This is a genomic window from Variovorax frigidus, from assembly GCF_051216515.1.
GTDB lineage: Bacteria > Pseudomonadota > Gammaproteobacteria > Burkholderiales > Burkholderiaceae_C > Variovorax.
The window spans coordinates 137300-159341 of the sequence record NZ_JBPJZF010000005.1; the positions used below are offsets into that span (position 1 = coordinate 137300).

Consider the following 22042-nt stretch of genomic DNA (forward strand, 5'->3'; position numbering starts at 1 on the left):
CCGGATCACAGATGTTTCGTTGGTGCCGTCCAATTTGCATTGAGAATCACGCCCTGAAAGCTCCCGCTTCGACGGAGCGCCAGAGGAAAGCGACTCTCATGATTTGGTCTTTTCACGATCCCCATGCAGACCCTGCCGTGGCGTGGATCCCCGATGCGGTGCGGCGGAGGTTGTCATGCATGTGATGATCGCCAACAACTCTCCGATCCCGGTGTTCGCCTACGGCGGCACGGAGCGTGTGATCTGGGACCTGGGCCGCAAGCTGGTCGAGATGGGCCACCAGGTGACCTACCTGGTCCCCGAGGGTTCGCGCTGCGACTTCGCGCGGCTGCTGCCGATCCGTCCGGACCGCCCCTGGCATGAGCAGGTGCCCGACGACGTGGACCTGGTGCATTTTCAGTTCGATCCGCGCCTGGCCTCCGACGATGCGCTGGGCAAGCCCTTCCTGTTCACCGAGCATGGCAACAGCCACCGGGCGCGCCCGCTGCCGCGCAACACCGTCTTTCTCACGCGCAACCATGCGTCCCGCTACGGCTCCAGCGAGTTCGTCTACAACGGACTCGACTGGTCGGCCTACGGGCCGGTCGATTTCGATCGGCCGCGCCACCATGTGCACTTTCTCGGCAAGGGCGCCTGGGGCGTCAAGAATCTGAAGGGCGCGATACGCGTGGCCCGACTGGCCGGCATCGAACTCGAGGTACTCGGCGGCAAGCGATTCAGCTTCCGGCGCGGTGTCCGCATGACCTTTTCGCGGCGCGTGCGCTTTCACGGCATGGTGGGCGGCCAGCAGAAATGCGAACTGCTCAACGGCTCGCGCGGCATGGTGTTCCCGGTACGCTGGCACGAGCCCTTCGGACTCGCGGTCATCGAGAGCCTCTACTTCGGCTGTCCGGTGTTCTCCACGCCGTACGGCTCGCTGCCGGAGCTGGTGCCCCAGGACTGCGGCGTGCTCGCGGCCGATGCGCACACGCTGGCGGGCGCGCTGAAATCGTCCCGCTTCGATGCGCGCGCCTGCCATGCGCACGCGGTGGCGCAGTTCAGCTCGGATGCGATGGCCCGCGGCTACCTGCGCTACTACGAGCGCGTGCTGGCAGGAGAACTGATCAATGCGGTGCCGCCGGCGATCCAGGGCGATGCGCGGTCGCTGCCCTGGCGCGGCTGAGCGGGCTACAGGCCTTCAGGCTGTTGCGTGCGGATCGAGGTGTGGTCGCGGCGCTCGTGGAGCTTGCCGACCACGGTGTCGAGGGCGCGCCGGGCCTTGGCTTCGGCGCCGCGGAAGGCTTCGTCCAGGCTCGATGCCTGGTGCGTGACGGCCACCGGCGGCAGATGGGGCACGTGGGCTTCGATCACGCAGCGCTTGTCGTCCGCACCGCCCTTGGTGCCGCTGTTCTCGTCGGACAGATGAACCTCGATGCGGCGCACGTCGTTCGAGAAGCGGCCCAGTGTGCGGCGAATCTCGCCGTCGGCCCAGCTTTCCAGCGTTTCCTTGTTGTCCATGCCGTTGCCGGTGTTGATGTGGATTTCCATGCGGATGTGTGCTCCTTGTCGATGCTGCACTTCGGCAGCGAGGCCACCCGCCGCACGTGAGAGAGCGGCGCTGGTTCGAAGTCACAGCATGGCGCCACCGGCGGCACAGCGGCGTAGGCCAAGGGAGCCTCTTGCCGCTGCAGTGCCGAGGATCAGAAGGCCGGGATCAGCGCGCCGTTGAACTTGGTCTCGATGAACTGGCGCACCTCCGCCGACTGGTAGGCCGCGACCAGCTTCCTGGCCCACGGCGCATCCTTGTCGGCACGGCGCACCGCGATCAGGTTGGCATAGGGGCTCTTGGCCGACTCCTTGAGCACGGCGTCCTTGCTGAAGGACAGACCGGACTTCTCGGCATAGTCGTTGTTGATCGAAGCGATCGTCAGGTCGTCGAGCGAGCGCGGCAACTGCGCGGCATCGAGCGCGATCAGCTTGAGCTTCTTCGGATTCGTCACCACGTCGAGCGGCGTGGCCGTGTTGTTCTTCACCGCCTCGGGCTTGAGCGTGATCAGGCCGGCGGCCTGCAGCAGCAGCAGCGAGCGGTTGCCGTTGGACGGATCGTTCTGGATGCCGACCGAGGCGCCTTCGGGCAGCGCATCGATGCTCTTGAGCTTGCGCGAGTAGAAGCCCAGCGGCGCCGTCACCGTCAGGCCGGCCGAGACGAGGTCGAAGCCGCGCGACTTGATCTGGTTGTCGAGGAAGGGCTGGTGCTGGAAGGCGTTGGCATCCAGGTCGCCCGCCGACAGCGCGGCGTTGGGCAGCTGGTAGTCGTTGAACACGACGACGTCGATGGTCAGGCCGTCGCGCGCGGCGACCTTCTTCACCACCTCGAAGATCTGCTCGGCGTTGCCGACCGAGATGCCGACCTTGATGCGGGACTTGTCCTGGGCCAGTGCCGGTGCGCTCACGGCGAAGGTGGCGGCGAGCACGGTGGCGGACAGGGCGGCGAGGGCGCCACGACGGCGGAGGGCGGAGAACAGCATGGCGACGAAAAAGAAAGAAGAGAACAGGGGGGCGACTGTGCCCGCGCCGCGCCGTTTCGCGAACGAACAAATCCTCATGTCGATATGCCGGCCCCGGCCGGGCCCGCCTTCGATCGCCGGGGACGGAGAATCCCCGCATGCCCCACGCCGTATCCCTGCTGCGCGCCGAACGCCTGGCGCGCAGCACCAAGCCCTTCCTGTCCCGCGGCGGCTTCAAGCGCGAGCGCTGCGCCGGCTGCCGCCTGCTGCCCAGCCACTGCATTTGCGCCTTTCGCCCGTCGGTCGACACGCGCGCCGGCGTGTGCCTGCTCATGTCGTACATCGAGCCGCTCAAGCCCACCAACACCGGCTGGCTGATCGCCGACGTGGTGGCCGACACCTTCGCCTTCGGCTGGGCCCGCACCGAGGTCGATCCCGCCCTGCTGGCGTTGCTGGCCGACCCTCGGTGGCAGCCCTGCGTGGTGTTCCCGGGTCAGTACGCGGCGCCCGAGCGGGTGGTGCACAGCGTGAATCCGCCCGATGGCGCGGCCGGCAAACGCCCGCTGTTCATCCTGCTCGACGGCACCTGGTCCGAGGCGCGCAAGATGTTCAGCCGCAGCCCGTACCTGGATGGCCTGCCGGTGCTGAGCGTGCAGCCCGACCAGGCCACGCAGTACAAGCTGCGCCGCTCCGGCCGCGACGACCACCTGTGCACCAGCGAGGTGGCCGCGCTGTGCATGGACCTGGCCGGCGAACACGCCGCCGCGCGGACCCTGGACGCCTACCTGGCGCTGTTCACCGAGCACTACCTGCTGGCGAAGAACCAGCAGCCGGTGGTGTGGGACAGCCCCGCGCACCAGCGCTTGCAGGCCCTCCGAACGCCGTAACGCGCGCATTCCGGCCCTGCCTGGGCCGCCTTATATGGAATCCGAATAAGCAGATGGCGATTCAGTCGTTCCATCGGGTGCCGTTCGTTTGCCATACTCGCGTCCTTTTCCTCTGTCCGATGGCCGCTTGGCCCCCGGCGATTCCGTCGCGATGACCCTTCCTTCGACCGATGCGGCGCAAAAACTGCCCGTGAAACCTCCGGTGATCCGTCTTCAGGCGGTCCAGAAATCCTTTGCATTGCCCAGCGGCGAGGTGTTCGACGCCGTGCGCGCGCTCACGCTCGACATTCCCGAGGGCGAGATCTTCGGCCTGATCGGCAAGAGCGGCGCGGGCAAGTCCACGCTGCTGCGGCTGATCAACCTGCTGGAGCGGCCTGATGCCGGCCAGGTGTTCGTCGGCGGCCGCGACCTCACGACGCTCTCGCGCCGCGAGCTGCGCGACACGCGCCAGAACATCGGCATGATCTTCCAGCAGTTCAACCTGCTGCAGAACGCGAGCGTGTTCGACAACGTCGCCTTCCCGCTCAAGATCCACGGCCGCCACTCGCGCGCCGAGATCGACGCCCGCGTGCGCGAATGCCTCGCGCTGGTCGGCTTGTCCGAGAAGATCGACACCTACCCCGCGCAACTCTCCGGCGGCCAGAAGCAGCGCGTGGCCATCGCCCGTGCGCTCGCACCGCGCCCGCAGGTGCTGCTGTGCGACGAACCCACTTCGGCGCTCGACAGCGAGACCACGCGTTCGCTGCTCGAGACGCTGCGCGACATCAACGCCAAGATCGGCGTCACCATCGTGATCGTCACGCATGAGCTCTCGGTGGTCGAGGTGCTGTGCCGCCGCGTCGCCATCCTGGAGAAGGGCCAGCTGATCGAACAGTTCGCGGTCGACGAGGCACCGCAGGCCGAGCGCCTGACCGTGCTGGGCCGCGAGATCGATGCCCTGGTGCGCCGCCGCGAACGCGACGCGCGCGAAGCCGCCAACACCCCCCTGACGGCTGCCGCCGCGCCCCGAGGACTTGCTCATGCCTGAGAACATTGCCGCCATCCTGCCGGAGCTCTGGCTCGCCGCGGGCCAGACCTTCCTGATGCTGGGCATCGGCCTCACGGCCGCGGTGCTGATCGGTGGCCCGCTGGGCATCCTGCTGTTCCTGCTGGGCCCGGGCCAATCGCTGGACAACAAGCCGGCCTTCCTGATCCTGAACTGGATCGTGAACACCGTGCGTTCCTTCCCCTTCATCATCCTGCTGGTGGCGCTGGTGCCCTTCACGCGGATCATCGCGGGCACCTCCATCGGCCCGCTCGCGGCCGCGGTGCCGCTGTCGGTCGCGGCCATTCCGTACTTCGCGCGCCTGGTCGACCAGTGTCTGCGCGAAGTGCCGCGCGGCGTGATCGAGGCGGCCCATGCGATGGGCGCCTCGGAACTGCAGATCGTCTGGCGCGTGCTGGTGGTCGAGGCCCGCTCGGGCCTGGTGCTGGCGCTGACCGTGCTGTCGGTCAGCTTCCTCTCCTACTCCGCGATCGCCGGCGTGGTGGGCGGAGGCGGCATCGGCGACCTGGCGATCCGCTACGGCTACTACCGCTTCCAGACCGACGTGATGGTCTTCACCGTCGTGCTGCTGGTGGTGCTGGTTCAGATCCTGCAATTCGTCGGCAACACAGCCGCCCGCCGCCTCGACAAACGCTAAAGGCCGGATGAATCTGCTGCGCGACCCGATCTCGCATCTGCGGTCCTCACCGCACGCGAGTGCGGCTCCGGTCCTCGATGCAAGCTCGGGCCGCTCGCGACGATTCCTCCAAGCCTTTAACCCCCATCGTTTTTCCCCTCAGTGTCTTGAATCCATGAAAACCTCTGCCCTGCGCCGCTCCTTCCTCGCCCTGTCCATCGCGGCCCTCGCCTTCGGCGGCCTCACGCTCGACGCCCAGGCGCAAGCCGACAAGAAGAAGCTCGTGATCGGCGGAACCGCCGGCTCGAACATCGACCAGCTCAAGCTGGGCATCGTGCCGATCCTCGAGAAGAAGGGCTACACGGTGAAGCTGGTCGAATTCAACGACTACGTGCAACCCAACCTGGCGCTGGCCCAGGGTTCGCTCGACGCCAATTTCTTCCAGCATCTGGTCTACCTGAAGAAGTTCGCCGCCGACCAGAAGCTCGACATCGTCGAACTGGTGCAAGGCCCGATCGCGCCGCTGGGCGTGTACTCGAACAACCGCAAGAGCCTGAGCGAAGCCAAGGACGGCGACCGCGTCACGCTGCCGAACGACCCGAGCAACCTGGCGCGCGCGCTGGTGCTGCTGGAGCAGAACAAGCTGGTCACGCTCAAGGCCGGCATCGACCCGATCCGCGCGTCGGAGAAGGACATCGACCAGAACCCGCGCAAGCTCAAGTTCATCCCGCTCGAAGCCGCGCAACTGCCGCGTTCGATCGGCGACACCGAGTACGCCATCATCAACGGCAACTTCGCGATCTCGTCGGGGCTGAAGCTGACCGAAGCCGTGGCGCTCGAGAAGACACCCGACCACTACCTGAACGTGGTGGCCGTGAAGCGTGCCGACAAGGACACGGTCTGGGCCAAGGACATCGCCGACGCCTACCGTTCGAAGGAATACAAGGCCGTGGTCGACAGCAAGTTCAAGGGCTACGCCAAGCCCAGCTTCCTGCAGTAAGCCGAAGCAACGATGGCCGCGCTGGTCTGCTTCGATGCCGAGGGCCGCTGGCAGGACACGCTGGTGTGCGACCACCTGATCGGCCGCACGCTGGCGCAGGCCGGCGTGGTCTGGGGCCGCTGGCCGGTGCGCGAAGTCGACGGCGGCGATGCCGCCGCGGTGCGCGCGGCCTATGGTGAGGAGATCGCGGCGCTGCCGGGCCACTTCGAGGTGCGCAGCGCCGATCGCGTGCGCATGGTGCCCGGGCAGCCGGGCTGGCCCGCGCTGCGCGCGCAGTTCCTCACCGAGCACACGCATGCCGATGGGGAGATCCGCTTCTTTCTCGAAGGCGCGGGCCTGTTCTATGTGCGCAGCGGCGAGGGCTACGTCGGCTTGCTGTGCGAGGCGGGCGACTGGGTCGCGCTGCCGGCCGGCATCCCGCATGCCTTCGATGCCGGCGCCGAACCCGACTTCGATGCACTGCGGCTGTTCGCCGACCCGCAGGGCTGGGTCGCGCAACCCACGGGCCATGCGCTGCCCGCGGACCTGCCGCTGTTCGACGACTTCGTCGCGCACCTGCTCGAGATGACCGGGCACGAAGCCGAAGTCGATTGACACCGGGCGCCGGGGGCGCCTAAAGACGTTTCGCGCATAAGCAAGCAACGATTCAGTCGTTCCTTGGCGGGTCGCGCTTGCCTAGAGTCGAAGGCTTCGCCGCGGCCATGGGCCGGCGGCACTTCACAAGAGTGGCTCGCATGACCGTCATCACCCCCACCGATACCCAAATCGCCGCGCCGTCCGACGTGCCGGCCCAGGACTTCGAAGTCCGCCCCTTCGATGCACCCGTGGGCGCCGAGGTCGTCGGCCTCGACATCGCCAAACCCATCAACGCCGCGGACTTCGCGCGGCTGCATCGCGCGCACCTCGACCACCACGTGGTGGTGTTCCGCGACCAGCGCGTCTCGCCCGACGACCACGTGGCCTTCAGCCGCCGCTTCGGGCCGCTGCAGATCCATGTGCTGCACCAGTTCCAGCTCAAAGGCCATCCCGAGGTGCTGATCGTCTCGAACATCCTGGAGAACGGCGAGCCCATCGGCCTGGGTGACGCCGGCGTCTACTGGCATTCGGACCTGTCGTACAAGGAAACGCCCAGCCTGGGCTCGCTGCTGCATGCGCAGGAACTGCCCAGCGAGGGCGGCGACACGCTGTTCGCCGACCAGCACCTGGCCTGGGAAACGCTGTCGCCCGCACTGCAGCAGCGCATCCTGCCGCTCAAGGCCGAACACAGCTATCTCGCGAAATACGAGGAGCTGCGGTCCAGGAACCCGTGGCGGCCCAAGCTCTCGCAGCAGCAGATCGACCAGGTCGCGCCCGCCGTCCACCCGATCGTGCGCACCCATCCCGAGACCGGCCGCAAGGCGTTGTTCGTGAGCGAGCATTTCACGACCCGCATCGTCGGGCTCCCGCAGGAAGAAAGCGATGCGCTGCTGGCCGAGCTGTTCGCGCACAGCGTGCAACCGGGCCTCGTCTACCGCCATCGGTGGCAGCCGCACGACCTGGTGTTCTGGGACAACCGCTCGCTGATGCACCTGGCGGCGGGCACGCCGGACCATCTGCGCCGAAAACTTTTCCGAACCACCATCGAAGGCAATAAGGTTTTCTGACATGAAGAACGTTCTCCGCAAGTCCGCCAACGCCATCGCCGGCCTGGGCCTCGTTCTCTCCAGCCTCGCGGCGCATGCCGAAGGGCAGATCCGCATCGCCGAGCAGTTCGGCGTGGTCTACCTGCTGCTCAACGTGGCGCAGGACCAGAAGCTGATCGAGAAGCACGCCAAGGCGGCGGGTGTGGACGCCAAGGTCGAATGGGTGAAGCTCTCGGGCGGCTCGGCGGTCAATGACGCGCTGCTGTCGGGCAACATCGAGATCGCGGGCGCGGGCGTGGGCCCGCTGCTGACGATCTGGGACCGCACCAAGGGCAGGCAGAACGTGAAGGGCGTGGCCTCGCTGGGCAACTTCCCCTACTACCTGGTGACCAACAACCCGAACGTGAAGTCGATCGCCGACTTCACCGAGAAGGACCGCATCGCGCTACCGGCCGTGGGCGTGTCGGTGCAGTCGCGCGTGCTGCAACTGGCTTCGGCCAAGCTCTGGGGCGACAAGGAATTCGCCCGGCTCGACAAGATCAGCGTGGCGGTGCCGCATCCCGATGCGGCAGCGGCCATCATCAAGGGCGGCACCGAGATCACCGGCCACTTCGGCAACCCGCCGTTCCAGGAGCAGGAACTCGCGGGCAATCCGCAGGCGCGCATCGTGCTCAATTCGTACCAGGTGCTGGGCGGCCCGGCCTCGGCCACGGTGCTCTACGCGACCGAGAAATTCCGCAACGAGAACCCGAAGACCTACCAGGCCTTCGTCGAGGCCTTGAACGAGGCGGCGCAGTTCGTCGCCGCCAACCCCGAGAAAGCGGCCGACATCTACATCAAGGTGAGCCACGCGAAGATCGACCGCGACCTGCTGCTCAAGATCATCAAGAACCCCGAAGTGCAGTTCAAGACCACGCCGCAGAACACCTACGCGCTGGCCGAGTTCATGCACCGCGTGGGCGCGATCAAGAACAAGCCGGCCTCGGCGAAGGATTACTTCTTCGACGATGCGCAGAACGCGGCGGGGAACTGATGCGGGTGGCCGAAGGGGTGGACTCCTTCCCCCTCCGGGGGAAGGCAGGGATGGGGGCTGACGGCGCTCGCACGGCCACAGTGGATCCACGGCCGTCGGCCCCCACCCCAGCCCTCCCCCAGGGGGGGAGGGAGAAAGACACTTCGGCCTTGCTCCAGGTCGACGGCGTGAGCCTCGAGTACCGCACCCCCGAGCGCGTGGTGCGCGCCACGCACCGTGTGAGCTTCGACGTCCATGCGGCCGACCGCTTCGTGCTGCTCGGGCCCTCGGGCTGCGGCAAGTCGACGCTGCTCAAGGCGGTGGCCGGCTTCATCGCGCCGGTCGAGGGCGAGATCCGTCTGGATGGCCGGCGGGTGCATGCGCCGGGCCCGGACCGCATCGTCGTGTTCCAGGAGTTCGACCAGCTGCCGCCGTGGAAGACGGTGAAGCAGAACGTGATGTTTCCGCTGCTGGCGTCGAAGACGCTGGGCCGCAAGGAAGCCGCCGAACGCGCGCTGCACTATCTGGCCAAGGTTGGCCTCGACAGGTTCGCCGACGTGCATCCGCACCAGCTCTCGGGCGGCATGAAGCAGCGCGTGGCCATCGCGCGTGCGCTGGCCATGCAGCCGCGCGTGCTGCTGATGGACGAGCCCTTCGCCGCGCTCGATGCGCTCACCCGCCGCAAGATGCAGGAAGAGCTGCTCGAGCTGTGGGACGAGGTGCGCTTCACGCTGCTCTTCGTCACCCATTCGATCGAAGAGGCACTGGTGGTGGGCAACCGCATCGCGCTGCTGTCGCCCCACCCGGGCCGCATGCGCGCCGAGGTCAACAGCCATGCCTTCGGCCAGCACAGCCTGGGCGGCGCCGAGTTCCAGGCCACGGCCACGCGCATCCACGACATGCTGTTCGAGGAAGAGCACGCATGACTGCGGTCCTTCTCCCGCCCCTGCCGGGGGAGGGAAGGGGTGGGGGCATGCAGCCTTGCCACCGCCACCAGCCCCCATCCCAACCTTCCCCCAGAGGGGGAAGGAGCAACACCTCATGAGCACTCTCACGCCCCCCATCCGCCCCGAATACGAACGCACGCTGCAGCCCTTCACCGAGCTGCCGGTCGAGCGCGCCTTGCCCTTCACCACGCGCGTCTGGGCGCAGGGCTGGCTGCGCAAGGGACTGATCCTGGTCGTCATCGCCGCGCTCTGGGAACTCGCCGCGCGCTGGCAGGACAACGACCTGCTGCTGCCCACCTTCACCGCCACCGCGCGTGCGCTGGTCGAGGGGCTGGCCAGCGGCGAACTGGTCGAGAAGGTGCGCATCTCGCTGGTCGTGCTGCTGCAGGGCTACATCGCGGGCGTGCTGCTGGCCTTCGGGCTCACCACGCTGGCAGTGTCGACGCAGATCGGCCGCGACCTGCTGGACACGCTGACCTCGATGTTCAACCCGCTGCCCGCGATCGCGCTGCTGCCGCTGGCCTTGCTGTGGTTCGGCCTCGGGCGCGGCAGCCTGGTCTTCGTGCTGATCCATTCGGTGATGTGGCCGCTGGCGCTCAACACCTATGCGGGCTTCCAGGGCGTGCCCGAGACGCTGCGCATGGCCGGGCGCAACTACGGCCTCACGGGGCTGCGCTACGTGCTGCAGATCCTGGTGCCGGCGGCGCTGCCGGCGATCCTGTCGGGCCTGAAGATCGGCTGGGCCTTCGCCTGGCGCACGCTGATCGCGGCCGAGCTGGTGTTCGGCGCTTCGTCGGGCAAGGGCGGCCTGGGCTGGTACATCTTCCAGAACCGCAACGAGCTCTACACCGACCGCGTGTTCGCCGGCCTGGCGCTGGTGGTGCTGATCGGCCTGCTGGTGGAAAGCCTGGGCTTCGCCACCCTGGAGCGGCTCACTGTGCGACGCTGGGGTCAGCAGCGCTAGCGCTGAGGGCAAGGCCGGCGGGCCGGCGCGCGGCAGGCGCCACCGCATCGGCGCCCAGCGCCGCGTCCACCACCTCGCGCGTCAGCGTGGGGGCGAAGGCCTCGATGAAGGCGTAGACATAGCCGCGCAGGTAGTTGCCGCGCCGCACCGCCAGCTTCGTGAGGTTGATGCCGAAAAGGTGGCCGGCATCGATGGCATGCAGCTGCGTGTCGCGCTCGGCCTCGTAGGCGATGCCGGCGACGATGCCCACGCCCATGCCGAGTTGCACATAGGTCTTGATGACGTCGGCGTCCATCGCGGTCAGCACGATCTGCGGCGTCACGCCGCTGTCGGTGAAGGCGTCGTCGATGCGCGTGCGGCCGGTGAAGCCGGTGTCGTAGGTGATCAGCGGATGCTGCGCCAGCCGTTCGAGCGTGAGCGGCCCGTCGAGCAGCGGATGGCCCGGCGGCACCACCACCGAGTGGGTCCAGCGGTAGCACGGCAGCGCCACGAGTTGCGGGTAGTCGCCGAGCGCCTCGGTCGCCACGCCCACATCGGCTTCGCCTTCGAGCAGCATCTGCGCGATCTGCTTGGGCGAGCCCTGGTGCAGGTGCAGCTTGACCTGCGGAAAGAGGGTGCGGAACTCCTGCACGGCCACAGGCATCGCGTAGCGCGCCTGCGAATGCGTGGCAGCCACCGAGAGCATGCCGTCCTGGCGCGCGGCGAATTCCTGCCCCGCCTGGCGCAGGTTGCTGCTTTCCAGCAGCACGCGTTCGATGATCGGCAGCACATGGCCGCCCGGCTCCGTGAGCCCGGTCAGCCGCTTGCCTGCGCGCACGAACAGCTCGATGCCGAGTTCGTCTTCGAGTTCGCGGATCTGCCGGCTGACCCCCGGCTGGGAGGTATGAAGGGTGTGCGCGGCTTCGGTGAGGTTGAAGCCGCAACGAACGGCCTCGCGCACCGAGCGCAGCTGTTGGAAATTCATGGCAGAGAGCTTCGCGGCATAAGGCGCCGTGGATGGCGCAGGCCGCGATTTTCCGGCGCATGCTTCGAAGAAGGAACGACCGTTTCGTTGGTTCCAAATGAGCCAATCGTCTATGACCGCATCGAGGACCGGCTGCGAACGGTTCCCGACGTGTTCATGCGTTCATCGACGTGCGCCTGTCACGGCCTTCACCAGTTTCTCGAGCCCACCACGGCCGGTGGCGGCGCGGCCGACCAGCGCGCTGCCCAGCGTGCCGGCCACGGTACGGCCGATGAACGAACGACCACGGCTCGCGGCGAGCAGCAGCAGCAGGCCGGCACCGAGCACGACCCAGTGCTCGCCGGGGAAGTCGGCACGACGGTCGTCCGCGACGCGGGCCTTGTGGATGAAATTCTTGGCGTCCAAGTGGCGCTCCTTTGACAGTGGAAGTGAAGCCGCATTGATAGAACGCGCGGGCGTGGCGTCGTGTAGTCCAGGCCCGTCAATGCGCGGCGCATCGCATCGCAGGACGCGAAGGCCCAGCCCTACACGCAGGGTGGGGCAGGGACGACCTGGTGGCTGCGCGCTGCGCTCGACAGTGGGCTTTCGTGATGCCCCAGGCGCTCGGCGCCAAAGGCCCTTCAACCCCTTCACATTCCAAAGGAAACACCATGGCCAACGAAAGAGACCTCTCGCCAGCGACCGACCTGAACCGCGACCCGATCACCGGCACGCCGGGCGCGCACCCCGTGGGCACGGGCCTGGGCACCACCGGCGGCGCGCTCGCCGGTGCGGCGGCCGGTGCACTGGCGGGCCCGGTGGGCGCCGTGGTCGGCCTGGTGGCCGGCGGTGTGGCCGGTGGCCTGGGCGGCAAGGCCGTGGCGGAAGCCGTCAATCCCAGCGCCGAAGACGCGCACTGGCGCGGCGCCTATGACCGAGAGGCCTATTACGAAACGGGCCGCCCGTACGATGACTACCGGCCGGCCTACGAGCTGGGATGGTCGAGCCGCGCTTCGCGCAACGAGTCCTTCGACACGATCGAACCGGCGCTCGCGACCGAATGGGACCGGCTGCGCGGCAGTTCGAGCCTCGACTGGGAGCGTGCCCGCCCGGCCACGCGCGCTGCCTGGGACCGCGTCGACCGCGATCACTTCAGCGCCGGCGAGAACCGCGCGGTCTCGACCACCGGTGACGGCCTGGCCGACGACGAGGTGGTCGACGTGCTCAACGACCTGCTGGAGAACGCGCGCGACGGCGAATACGGTTTCCGCGCCTGCGCCGAGGAGGTGGAGAGCGCGCACCTGCAGCAGCTGTTCGGCGAGCGCGCCGCGAGTTGCCGCGTGGCGGCCAACGAGCTGGTGCATCTCGTGACGCAATACGGCGGCATTCCGGCCGAGGGCGGCACGGCCAGCGGCGCGATGCATCGCGGCTGGGTGCATGTGAAGGGCGCGGTCGGTGCCAACAGCGAGAAGTCGATCCTCGAGGAGTGCGAGCGCGGCGAAGATGCGGCACTGGCACGCTATCGCAAGGCGCTCAAGCAGACGCTGCCGTCCGAGGTGCGCACCGTGATCGAACGCCAGGCGCAGGGCGCGCAACGCAATCACGACCAAATCCGTGACCTGCGCGATGCCGCGCGTGCGCGCGCCTGAGTCCCCGGCGCCAGGGACTTGCAGCAAGCCGCCTTCGGGCGGTTTTTCTTTGGGCGACGACCGTGCCGACGTGCTGCCGGGCATGGCACGCTCCGATACCGCCCTTGTCTTACACGCGAGGGCGCAGCGCTGACCCATCTTGATCGACCTCACGATTGCTTCAGGAGCCGCCATGGACCCGTCTGACTCGACTGCGCGCACGGTGCCGTGCTACCCGCTCTCGCTCCGCATCAACGGCCAGCCGCACACGCTGGAGGTGGCGGCCTGGGTCACGCTGCTCGACCTGCTGCGCGATCGGCTCGACCTCACCGGCACCAAGAAAGGTTGCGACCACGGGCAGTGCGGCGCCTGCACCGTGCTGGTCGACGGCCGGCGCATCAACGCCTGCCTCACGCTGGCCGTGATGCAGCAGGGCCGCGAGATCACCACCGTCGAGGGCCTGGCCGACGGCGAGGCACTGCATCCGCTGCAGCGGGCCTTCATCGCGCACGACGCCTTCCAGTGCGGCTACTGCACGCCCGGCCAGCTGTGCTCGGCCGTGGGCCTGATGAACGAGGGCCAGGCGCACGATGCCGACGCCGTGCGCGAACTCATGAGCGGGAACGTCTGCCGCTGCGGTGCCTATCCGCAGATCGTGCAGGCGATCGGCGAGGTGATGGGCCTCGCGGCACCGCCGGATGCGCAACGCCGCATCGTGATCGGGACGGTGCCCGCATGACGCCGGTCGCGTATGCGCGGGCCGACGACGCCCAGGCAGCATTGGCGGCGCTCGCGGCGGCGGACGACGGCACGTGCCTGATCGCCGGCGGCACCAACCTGATCGACCTGATGAAGGAGAACATCGCGCGGCCCGCGCGCCTGGTCGACATCAACGGCCTGCCCTTCGACGGCATCGAGGCGACCGAGGACGGCGGCCTGCGCCTCGGTGCGTTGGCGCGCAACGCCGACACCGCCTGGCACCCGCTGGTGCGTGAACGCTACCCGCTGCTGAGCGCCGCGATCCTGGCCGGCGCGTCGCCGCAGATCCGCAACATGGCGAGCAACGGCGGCAACCTGCTGCAGCGCACACGCTGCCACTACTTCTACGACGTGGGCGTGCCCTGCAACAAGCGCGAACCGGGCTCGGGTTGCCCGGCCATCGGTGGGCTCACGCGGCAACACGCGATCCTGGGCGCCAGCGACCATTGCATCGCCACGCACCCCTCCGACATGTGCGTGGCGCTGGCCGCGCTGGGTGCGACCGTTCAGGTGCGTTCGCAGAACGGCGAGCGCAGCATCGCCTTCGCGGATTTCCATCGCCTGCCCGGAGACCGGCCTTCGCAGGACCACACGCTCGCACCCGGCGAACTCATCACCCACATCGTGCTGCCGCCCGCGGAGTGCTTCCGCGCGCATTCGGCCTACCTCAAGCTGCGCGACCGCGCGTCCTATGCCTTCGCGCTGGTGTCGGTGGCGGCTGCGCTCGACCTGGCCGACGACGGCACGGTGCGCGCGGTGCGCGTGGCCCTGGGAGGCGTGGCGCACAAGCCCTGGCGCTTGCCTGAGGCCGAGTCGCTGCTGATCGGCGCGCTGCCGACGGCAGAGCATTTCGCGCTGCTGGCCGATGCGCTGCTGCGCACCGCGCAAGGGCAGGGCGACAACGACTTCAAGATTCCGCTGGCCCGTCGCGCCATCGTGCGCGCGCTCGAGACCGCCGCGGCCGGCACCGTCGACAACCCGGGCCGCATGCCCGAAGGAGCACCCCAGTGACCGATCTCATCGACGCGCTCGCCGCACCCCGCGCCGATGCCGGCACCGGCTTCGTGCGGGTCGGCGACCCGGTCTCCCGCATCGACGGCCGTGCCAAGGTCACGGGCCAGGCGCGCTATGCGGCCGAGGTGCGGGCCGACGACCTGGCTTCTCCCTTGGTTTATGGCGTGGTGGTCAACAGCACCATCGCCCGCGGCCGCATCACCGGCTTCGCGCTCGATGCGGCCTTGGCCGTGCCTGGCGTGCTGGACATCCTCACGCACGCGAACAAGCCGAGGACACGCAGCGCGGGCCTGTTCTACAAGGACATGACCGCCCCCGGCGGCACGCCCTTCAAGCCGCTGCACGATGCGCGGATCGCGTACAGCGGCCAGCCGGTGGCGCTGGTGGTGGCCGAGACCTTCGAGGCGGCGCGCCATGCGGCTTCACTGGTGAGGGTCGATTACGCGGTCGAGCCGCACGACACGCGCCTGCTCGCCAACCTGCACCGCGGCCGCAAGCCCAGCCGGCTGAAGGCGGGCTACTCGCCGCCGCCCGCGGAGAAGGGCCACGCGCGCGCGGCCTTCGATGCGGCGCCGGTCAAGATCGAGGCCGAGTATTACAGCGGCGTCGAGCACCACAACCCGATGGAGCTGTTCGCCTCGACGGTGATCCGCGGCGCCGACGGCCACCTCACGATCTACGACAAGACGCAGAGTTCGCAGAACAGCCGCTGGTACGTGTCGCGCGTGTTCGGCCTGTCGAAGGACCGGGTCACGGTGCGCAATCCCTACGTCGGCGGCGCCTTCGGCTCGGGCCTGCGGCCGCAGTACCAGCTGCCGCTCGCGGTGATGGCGGCGCTGCAGCTCGAGCGCTCGGTGCGCGTGGTGCTCACGCGGCAGCAGATGTTCAGCTTCGGCCACCGGCCCGAGACCTGGCAGCACATCCAGCTCGCGGCCGAGCGCGACGGCACCTTGCGCGCGATCACGCACCATGCGGTGGCCGAGACCTCGCGCTTCGAGGACTACGTGGAGGTGGTGGTGAACTGGTCGGGCCAGCTCTACCGCTGCGACAACATCCGGCTCGGTTACGAGGTGGTGTCCCTCGACCAGTACAGCCCGATGGACATGCGCGCGCCGGGCGCTGCGCACGGCGTGCATGCGCTCGAGGTCGCGATGGACGAGCTGTCCTATGCGCTGGACATGGACCCGCTCGCGCTGCGCCTGAAGAACTACGCCGAGCGCAATCCGATGGACGGCCTGCCTTACTCGACCAAGGAACTGCGTGCCTGCTACCTGCAGGGCGCCGAGCGCTTCGGTTGGGCCGCGCGCCCGCTGGCACCCCGCTCGATGAAGCAGGGCAGCGAGTGGGTCGGCTGGGGCATGGCCACCGGCACCTGGGACGCGATGCAGATGTTCGCCCGCGCCAGCGCGGTGCTGCATGCCGACGGCCGGCTGGTGGTGAGCAGCGCCGCCACCGACATCGGCACCGGCACCTACACCGTGATGGCGCAGATCGCGGCCGCCGCGATGGGCCTGCCGCTGGAGCAGGTGACCTTCCAGCTCGGCGATTCGACCTTGCCGGTGGCCCCGATCGAAGGCGGCTCCTCGCACGTCACCACCGTCGGCTCGGCGGTCGAAGGCGTGTGCGAGAAGCTGCAGCGCCGGCTGTTTCGGCTGGCGCGCGCCATGCCCGGTACCGCGCTGCGCAAGGTGGCCTTCGAGGAGATGGAGTTCGTCGACGGCACGCTGCGCCGTGCGGTCGATCCGTCGGGCGCGATCCGGCTGGTCGACGTGCTGGCCCACGCGCGCGCGGCGCGCATCGAGGAGAAGTACCTGATGCTGCCGCACGTGTTCAAGCAGAGGAAGTACCTGCGCGCCACGCACTCGGCCGTGTTCTGCGAGGTGCGGGTGGACGAGCTCCTGGGCACGGTGCGCGTGACGCGCGTGGTGAGTGCCGTCGCGGCCGGCCGCATCATCAACGCCAAGACCGCGCGCAGCCAGGTCAGCGGCGCGGTGGTGTGGGGCATCAGCCAGGCGCTGCACGAGGAGACCCGGACCGACCACCGGCTGGGCCGCTTCATGAACCACAACCTGAGCGAGTACCACGTGGCGGTGAACGCCGACATCCACGACATCGACGTGATCTTCGTGCAGGAGGACGACCGCATCGTGAGCCGGCTCGGCGCCAAGGGCGTGGGCGAGATCGGCATCGTCGGCGTCGCGGCCGCGGTGAGCAACGCGATCTTCCACGCCACCGGCCGGCGCGTGCGCAGCACGCCGATGACGCCCGACAAGGTGATGGCACCGTGAGCGTGCCCGAGGATCGCCGGCCCGATGCCTTCGTGCGGGTGCGCGGCGCGCGCGAGCACAACCTCAAGAACGTCGACGTCGACATCCCGCGCGATGCGCTGGTGGTGTTCAGCGGCGTGTCGGGCTCGGGCAAGTCCTCGCTGGCCTTCGGCACGCTCTATGCCGAGGCGCAGCGGCGCTACTTCGAATCGGTGGCGCCCTATGCGCGCCGGCTGATCGACCAGGTCGGGGTGCCCGATGTCGATGCCATCGACGGCCTGCCGCCGGCCGTGGCGCTGCAGCAGCAGCGCGGCACGCCGAGCACGCGCTCGTCGGTGGGCAGCGTGACCACCTTGTCGAGCCTCTTGCGCATGCTGTACTCGCGCGCCGGCCACTACCCCGCGAATCAGCCGATGCTGTTCGCCGAGGATTTCTCGCCCAACACCGCGCAAGGCGCCTGCCCGACCTGCCACGGCCTGGGCCATGTCTACGAGGTGACCGAACGCACCATGGTGCCCGACGACACCCTCAGCATTCGTGAGCGCGCCATCGCGGCCTGGCCGCCGGCCTGGGGCGGGCAGAACCAGCGCGACATCCTGGTCACGCTGGGCTACGACGTCGACACGCCCTGGCGCGAGCTGCCGCGCAAGGACCGCGACTGGATCCTGTTCACCGACGAGCAGCCCACGGTGCCGGTGTATGCCGGCTTCACGCCCGCCGAGACCCGCGCCGCACTGCGCCGCAAGACCGAGCCCAGCTACCAGGGCACCTTCATGGGCGCACGCAAGTACGTGCTGCACACCTTCGCGACCACGCAGAGCGCGCTGATGAAGAAGCGCGTGGCGCGCTTCATGACCGGCAGCGTCTGCCCGGCCTGCGACGGCAAGCGGCTCAAGCGCGAGGCGCTGGGCGTGACCTTTGCCGGGCACGACATCGGCGCGCTGTCGCGGCTGCCGCTCGACCGCCTGGCCGAGGTGCTGGCGCCGGCCGCGGCCGGGACGCAGCGCGCCGAGGGCGACGCCAAGGTGCGCAGCCGCGCGGCCTCGCGCCAGGACACGGCGCGCCGCATCGCGGCCGGCGGCGCGACGCATGCGGCCTCGCCCGATGTGCGACGCACGCCGGAGCTGTCGGAAGAGAAACGCATCGCCGCACGGCGCATCGCGCAGGCCGTGCTGGACCGCGTCCAGACGCTGCGCGGGCTCGGTCTGGGCTACCTCTCGCTGGAACGCAGCACGCCCACGCTGTCGCCCGGCGAGCTGCAGCGGCTGCGGCTGGCCACGCAGATCCGCTCCAACCTGTTCGGCGTGGTCTACGTGCTCGACGAACCGTCCGCGGGCCTGCATCCGGCCGATGCCGAAGCGTTGCTGTCGGCGCTGGGCGAACTGCGGCACGCGGGCAATTCGCTGTTCGTGGTCGAGCACGACCTCGAAGTGATGCGGCGCGCCGACTGGATCGTCGACGTCGGCCCCGATGCCGGCGAGCAGGGCGGCGAGGTGCTCTACAGCGGGCCGCCCGAGGGCCTGCGCCACGTGGCCGCCTCGCACACCGCGCGCTACCTGTTCGGCGACGGCGCTGCGGCATCACGCCGGTCGGCCCGCACGCCGACCGGCTGGCTGCGGCTCGAGGGCGTGGTGCGCAACAACCTCGCGGGCGTCGACGCGGCCTTTCCGCTGGGCGTGCTCACGGCCGTGACCGGCGTGTCGGGCTCGGGCAAGTCCAGCCTGGTGAGCCAGGCGCTGATCGAATTGCTGTCCGCGCATCTGGGCCACGAGCTGCCGGCTGCCGACGAGGATGCGGCGGCCGGCGACATGCCCGCGCTCGCCGCCGGCGCGAGCGCGGGCCGCCTGGCCGGTGACGCGGACCGCATCCGCCGGCTGGTGCAGGTCGACCAGAAGCCGATCGGCCGCACGCCGCGGTCCAACCTCGCGACCTACACCGGCCTGTTCGATGCGGTGCGCAAGCTGTTCGCCGCCACGCCGGCCGCGCGCAAGCGCCGCTACGACGCCGGGCGCTTCTCCTTCAACGTGGCCAAGGGGCGCTGCGCCACCTGCGAGGGCGAGGGTTTCGTCAGCGTCGAGCTGCTGTTCATGCCCAGCGTCTATGCGCCGTGCCCGACCTGCCACGGCGCGCGCTACAACGAGGCCACGCTGCAGGTGCGCTGGAACGACCGCCACATCGCCGAGGTGCTGGGCATGACGGTGGACCAGGCCTGCGCCTTCTTCGCCGACGAGGCCGCGGTGCTGCGTCCGCTCGACCTGCTGCGCCGCATCGGCCTGGGCTACCTGCGGCTGGGCCAGCCCGCGACCGAACTCTCGGGCGGCGAGGCGCAGCGCATCAAGCTCGCGACCGAGTTGCAGCGCGCACAACGCGGCGACACGCTCTACGTGCTCGACGAACCCACCACCGGCCTGCATCCGGCCGATGTCGACAAGCTGATGGCGCAGCTCGAAGGGCTGACCGATGCGGGCAACACGGTGGTGGTGGTCGAGCACGAGATGCGGGTGGTGGAGGGCGCCGACTGGGTGATCGACCTGGGCCCGGGCGCGGGCGGGGAGGGCGGGCGCATCGTGGCCTGTGGGCCGCCGGGTGAGGTGGCGCGTGACATGCAAAGCAGGACCGCGCCCTACCTTCGGCGCGCGCTCGGCGCCGGGTCGTCAGAATCGCGGTCATGAGAAGAAACACTGTCGCGGCCGCTTCGGCCTTCTTCGCGGCCACGCTGCAGGCGCAAACCCTTCCTCCCGAAGCCGCTGCCGACAGCGTGCCCAGCCTGCATCCGGTCACGGTCTCGACGCCGCGCGGCGCGGCCACGCCCTTCGACATGCCGGCCTCGGTCGACCTGGTCGACCGCCGGCAATTGCGTGAAAGCAAGCTGCAGGTCAACCTGTCGGAGAGCCTGGGCGGCGTGCCCGGCCTGCAGGTGCAGAACCGGCAGAACTACGCGCAGGACCTGCAGATCTCCATCCGCGGCTTCGGCGCGCGCTCGACCTTCGGGCTGCGCGGCGTGCGGCTCTACATCGACGGCATCCCGGCGACGCTGCCCGACGGCCAGGGCCAGAGCTCGAACATCGACATCGGCTCAGCCGACCGCGTCGAGGTGCTGCGCGGCCCCTTCTCGGCGCTCTATGGCAATTCCTCGGGCGGCGTGGTGCAGGTCTTCACCGAAGAAGGTGAAGGCGCGCCGCGACTGGGCTTCTCGGTGGCCGGCAGCAGCTTCGGCAGTACACGCGTCGGTGCCAAGGCCTCGGGTGCCAGCGGCGGCATCGACTATCTGCTGAGCGCGAGCCGCTTCCGCACCGATGGCTATCGCGAACACAGCGCGGCCACGCGCGACATCGCGAACGGCAAGCTCGGCGTGCAGCTCGACGACGACAGCCGGCTCACGCTGGTGGCCAACAGCGTGCGCATCGACGCCCGGGACCCGCTGGGTCTGACGCGCGCGCAGCTCGACGCCAACCCGCGCGCCGCGCCGCTGGCCACCCAATACGACACGCGCAAGACCGTGGACCAGACGCAGGTCGGCCTGCTCTACGAACGGCGGCTCAATGCCGATCAGGACCTGCGGTTCATGGTCTACGGCGGCGACCGCCGCACCACGCAATTCCAGTCGATCCCGCCTTCGGCGCAGGCGAGCCCGCTGAGCGCGGGCGCCGTGATCGACCTGCAGCGCCGCTATGCGGGCTTCGACGCGCGCTGGACGCTGCGCACCGCGCTCGCGGGTCGTCCCTTCGAACTCTCGACCGGCCTGGCCTACGACACGCTGCGCGAGCAGCGGCGCGGCTACGAGAACTTCCAGGGCAGCGGCGCCGCGCAGCGACTGGGCGTGCGGGGCGGGCTGCGGCGCGACGAGCGCAACGAGGTCGGCAACGTCGATCCGTACCTGCAGACGCGCTGGGACTTCGCAGAGCGCTGGACGCTCGAGGCCGGGCTGCGCCACAGCAGCGTGCGTTTCGATTCCGAGGACCGCTACGTCCGCGGCGCCAACGGCGACGACAGCGGCGCCGCGCGCTACCGCCAGGCGCTGCCCGCAGCCGCGTTGCGCTACGCCGCCACGCGAGACCTGAACCTCTACGTCTCGGCCGGGCGCGGCTTCGAGACGCCGACGCTCAACGAGCTGTCGTACCGGCCGGGCAATGTCGGCGGGCTCAACTTCGCGCTGCAACCGGCGGTCAACCGCAGCATCGAGCTCGGCGCCAAGGCGCGCGTGGCCGACGGTCTGTTGACCGGCGCGGTGTTCCAGACCCGCACCGACGACGAGATCGTGACCGGCACCAATATCGGAGGCCGCGCCACCTTCCAGAACGCGGGCCGCACGCGGCGCGAGGGGCTCGAGCTGGGCTGGCTGCACGAGACGCCCTCGCACTGGCGCACGCAGCTGGCCTTCACCTGGCTCGATGCGCGCTACAGCGACGGCTTCTGCTCACCCGCGCCCTGCGCGCCGGGCAACGCGGTGGCCGCGGGCCACCGCATTCCGGGCATCGCGAAGCAGTCCTTTTTCGCCTCCTTTGGCTATGCGCCGAGCGAGGGCTGGCGCGCCGGCGCCGAGCTGCGCGCGCTGAGCCGGATCCAGGCCAACGACGCCAACACCGCCAGTGCCGCGGGCTATGCATTGCTCGCGCTGCAGACCGGGTACCTGAAGCGCTGGGGCCGCTGGGAGCTCGACGCCTTCGCGCGCGTCGACAACGTGGCCGACCGGCGCACGGTCGGTTCGGTGATCGTCAACGAGGGCAATGCGCGCTACTACGAGCCCGCGCCGGGCCGCAACTGGACCGTGGGCGCGGCGGCGGCGTACCGCTTCTGAGGGGTGGGCAGGTGCGCGGGGGATACCCCGGGGCCTTCTGTGGAGTTCGGGCGA

Annotated in this window: 20 protein-coding genes; 16 read left to right on the forward strand and 4 right to left on the reverse strand. The window is 69.2% G+C overall.

Going from position 1 to position 22042, the window contains the following annotated elements:
* Positions 1-175 precede the first annotated feature (175 nt).
* On the forward strand, positions 176-1162 hold the full coding sequence (locus ACSFBC_RS15855) for a glycosyltransferase (RefSeq protein ID WP_435511305.1): 987 nt from the start codon (positions 176-178) through the stop codon (positions 1160-1162).
* Positions 1163-1167: 5 nt separating this feature from the next.
* Here ACSFBC_RS15855 and ACSFBC_RS15860 read toward each other — a convergent pair whose 3' ends face one another.
* Positions 1168-1527 (reverse strand): HPF/RaiA family ribosome-associated protein, encoded by a 360-nt coding sequence (locus ACSFBC_RS15860; RefSeq protein ID WP_435511306.1) that lies wholly within the window; start codon positions 1525-1527, stop codon positions 1168-1170.
* A 152-nt stretch (positions 1528-1679) separates the two neighbouring features.
* Positions 1680-2507 (reverse strand): MetQ/NlpA family ABC transporter substrate-binding protein, encoded by an 828-nt coding sequence (locus ACSFBC_RS15865; protein ID WP_435511307.1) that lies wholly within the window; start codon positions 2505-2507, stop codon positions 1680-1682.
* A gap of 137 nt (positions 2508-2644) precedes the next feature.
* Here ACSFBC_RS15865 and ACSFBC_RS15870 point away from each other — a divergent pair, with 137 nt between their 5' ends.
* The 9 genes from ACSFBC_RS15870 (at position 2645) to ACSFBC_RS15910 (ending at position 10579) form a co-directional block, all read left to right on the forward strand.
* Positions 2645-3373: a tRNA-uridine aminocarboxypropyltransferase gene (locus ACSFBC_RS15870; RefSeq protein WP_435511308.1), complete on the forward strand. Its 729-nt coding sequence runs from the start codon at positions 2645-2647 to the stop codon at positions 3371-3373.
* A gap of 151 nt (positions 3374-3524) precedes the next feature.
* A complete protein-coding gene (locus tag ACSFBC_RS15875) occupies positions 3525-4400 on the forward strand; it encodes a methionine ABC transporter ATP-binding protein (RefSeq protein WP_435511309.1) in 876 nt (291 codons plus the stop codon).
* On the forward strand, positions 4393-5055 hold the full coding sequence (locus ACSFBC_RS15880; RefSeq protein ID WP_183026147.1) for a methionine ABC transporter permease: 663 nt from the start codon (positions 4393-4395) through the stop codon (positions 5053-5055). Before ACSFBC_RS15875 ends, ACSFBC_RS15880 begins: the two co-directional genes overlap by 8 nt.
* Positions 5056-5209: 154 nt before the next feature.
* The gene (locus ACSFBC_RS15885) at positions 5210-6034 is read left to right on the forward strand and encodes a MetQ/NlpA family ABC transporter substrate-binding protein (RefSeq protein WP_435511310.1); all 825 of its coding nucleotides are present in this window, start codon (positions 5210-5212) and stop codon (positions 6032-6034) included.
* 12 nt (positions 6035-6046) lie between these two features.
* Positions 6047-6628, forward strand: a complete 582-nt coding sequence (locus ACSFBC_RS15890; RefSeq protein ID WP_435511311.1) for a 1,2-dihydroxy-3-keto-5-methylthiopentene dioxygenase — start codon at positions 6047-6049, stop codon at positions 6626-6628.
* A 140-nt stretch (positions 6629-6768) separates the two neighbouring features.
* Positions 6769-7677: a TauD/TfdA dioxygenase family protein gene (locus ACSFBC_RS15895; RefSeq protein ID WP_435511312.1), complete on the forward strand. Its 909-nt coding sequence runs from the start codon at positions 6769-6771 to the stop codon at positions 7675-7677.
* Between the two features lies 1 nt (position 7678).
* Positions 7679-8689 carry an ABC transporter substrate-binding protein gene (locus ACSFBC_RS15900; protein WP_435511313.1) on the forward strand — a complete coding sequence of 337 codons (1011 nt, stop codon included), beginning with the start codon at positions 7679-7681 and terminating at the stop codon, positions 8687-8689.
* Between the two features lie 50 nt (positions 8690-8739).
* On the forward strand, positions 8740-9594 hold the full coding sequence (locus ACSFBC_RS15905; protein ID WP_435511314.1) for an ABC transporter ATP-binding protein: 855 nt from the start codon (positions 8740-8742) through the stop codon (positions 9592-9594).
* Between the two features lie 115 nt (positions 9595-9709).
* Positions 9710-10579 (forward strand): ABC transporter permease, encoded by an 870-nt coding sequence (locus tag ACSFBC_RS15910; RefSeq protein WP_435511315.1) that lies wholly within the window; start codon positions 9710-9712, stop codon positions 10577-10579.
* Here the strand turns inward: ACSFBC_RS15910 and ACSFBC_RS15915 are convergent.
* Positions 10548-11543 (reverse strand): CysB family HTH-type transcriptional regulator, encoded by a 996-nt coding sequence (locus ACSFBC_RS15915; protein WP_435511316.1) that lies wholly within the window; start codon positions 11541-11543, stop codon positions 10548-10550. The genes ACSFBC_RS15910 and ACSFBC_RS15915 overlap by 32 nt on opposite strands.
* 162 nt (positions 11544-11705) lie before the next feature.
* A complete protein-coding gene (locus ACSFBC_RS15920) occupies positions 11706-11948 on the reverse strand; it encodes a hypothetical protein (protein ID WP_435511317.1) in 243 nt (80 codons plus the stop codon).
* Between the two features lie 245 nt (positions 11949-12193).
* On the opposite strand from ACSFBC_RS15920, the gene ACSFBC_RS15925 reads away from it, so the two are divergent.
* The 6 genes from ACSFBC_RS15925 to ACSFBC_RS15950 all read left to right on the forward strand — a co-directional run bounded on the left by ACSFBC_RS15925 (position 12194) and on the right by ACSFBC_RS15950 (position 21988).
* Positions 12194-13171, forward strand: a complete 978-nt coding sequence (locus tag ACSFBC_RS15925) for a ferritin-like domain-containing protein (protein WP_435511318.1) — start codon at positions 12194-12196, stop codon at positions 13169-13171.
* 172 nt (positions 13172-13343) lie between these two features.
* Entirely contained in the window at positions 13344-13889 is a 546-nt protein-coding gene (locus ACSFBC_RS15930; protein WP_435511319.1) for a (2Fe-2S)-binding protein, read from the forward strand.
* A complete protein-coding gene (locus ACSFBC_RS15935; protein ID WP_435511320.1) occupies positions 13886-14920 on the forward strand; it encodes an FAD binding domain-containing protein in 1035 nt (344 codons plus the stop codon). The genes ACSFBC_RS15930 and ACSFBC_RS15935 overlap by 4 nt, the downstream gene beginning before the upstream one ends.
* Positions 14917-17211 carry a xanthine dehydrogenase family protein molybdopterin-binding subunit gene (locus ACSFBC_RS15940; protein WP_435511321.1) on the forward strand — a complete coding sequence of 765 codons (2295 nt, stop codon included), beginning with the start codon at positions 14917-14919 and terminating at the stop codon, positions 17209-17211. The genes ACSFBC_RS15935 and ACSFBC_RS15940 overlap by 4 nt, the downstream gene beginning before the upstream one ends.
* On the forward strand, positions 17208-19862 hold the full coding sequence (locus ACSFBC_RS15945) for an excinuclease ABC subunit UvrA (RefSeq protein WP_435511322.1): 2655 nt from the start codon (positions 17208-17210) through the stop codon (positions 19860-19862). Before ACSFBC_RS15940 ends, ACSFBC_RS15945 begins: the two co-directional genes overlap by 4 nt.
* Positions 19859-21988 carry a TonB-dependent receptor family protein gene (locus ACSFBC_RS15950; RefSeq protein WP_435511323.1) on the forward strand — a complete coding sequence of 710 codons (2130 nt, stop codon included), beginning with the start codon at positions 19859-19861 and terminating at the stop codon, positions 21986-21988. Before ACSFBC_RS15945 ends, ACSFBC_RS15950 begins: the two co-directional genes overlap by 4 nt.
* Positions 21989-22042 lie beyond the last annotated feature (54 nt).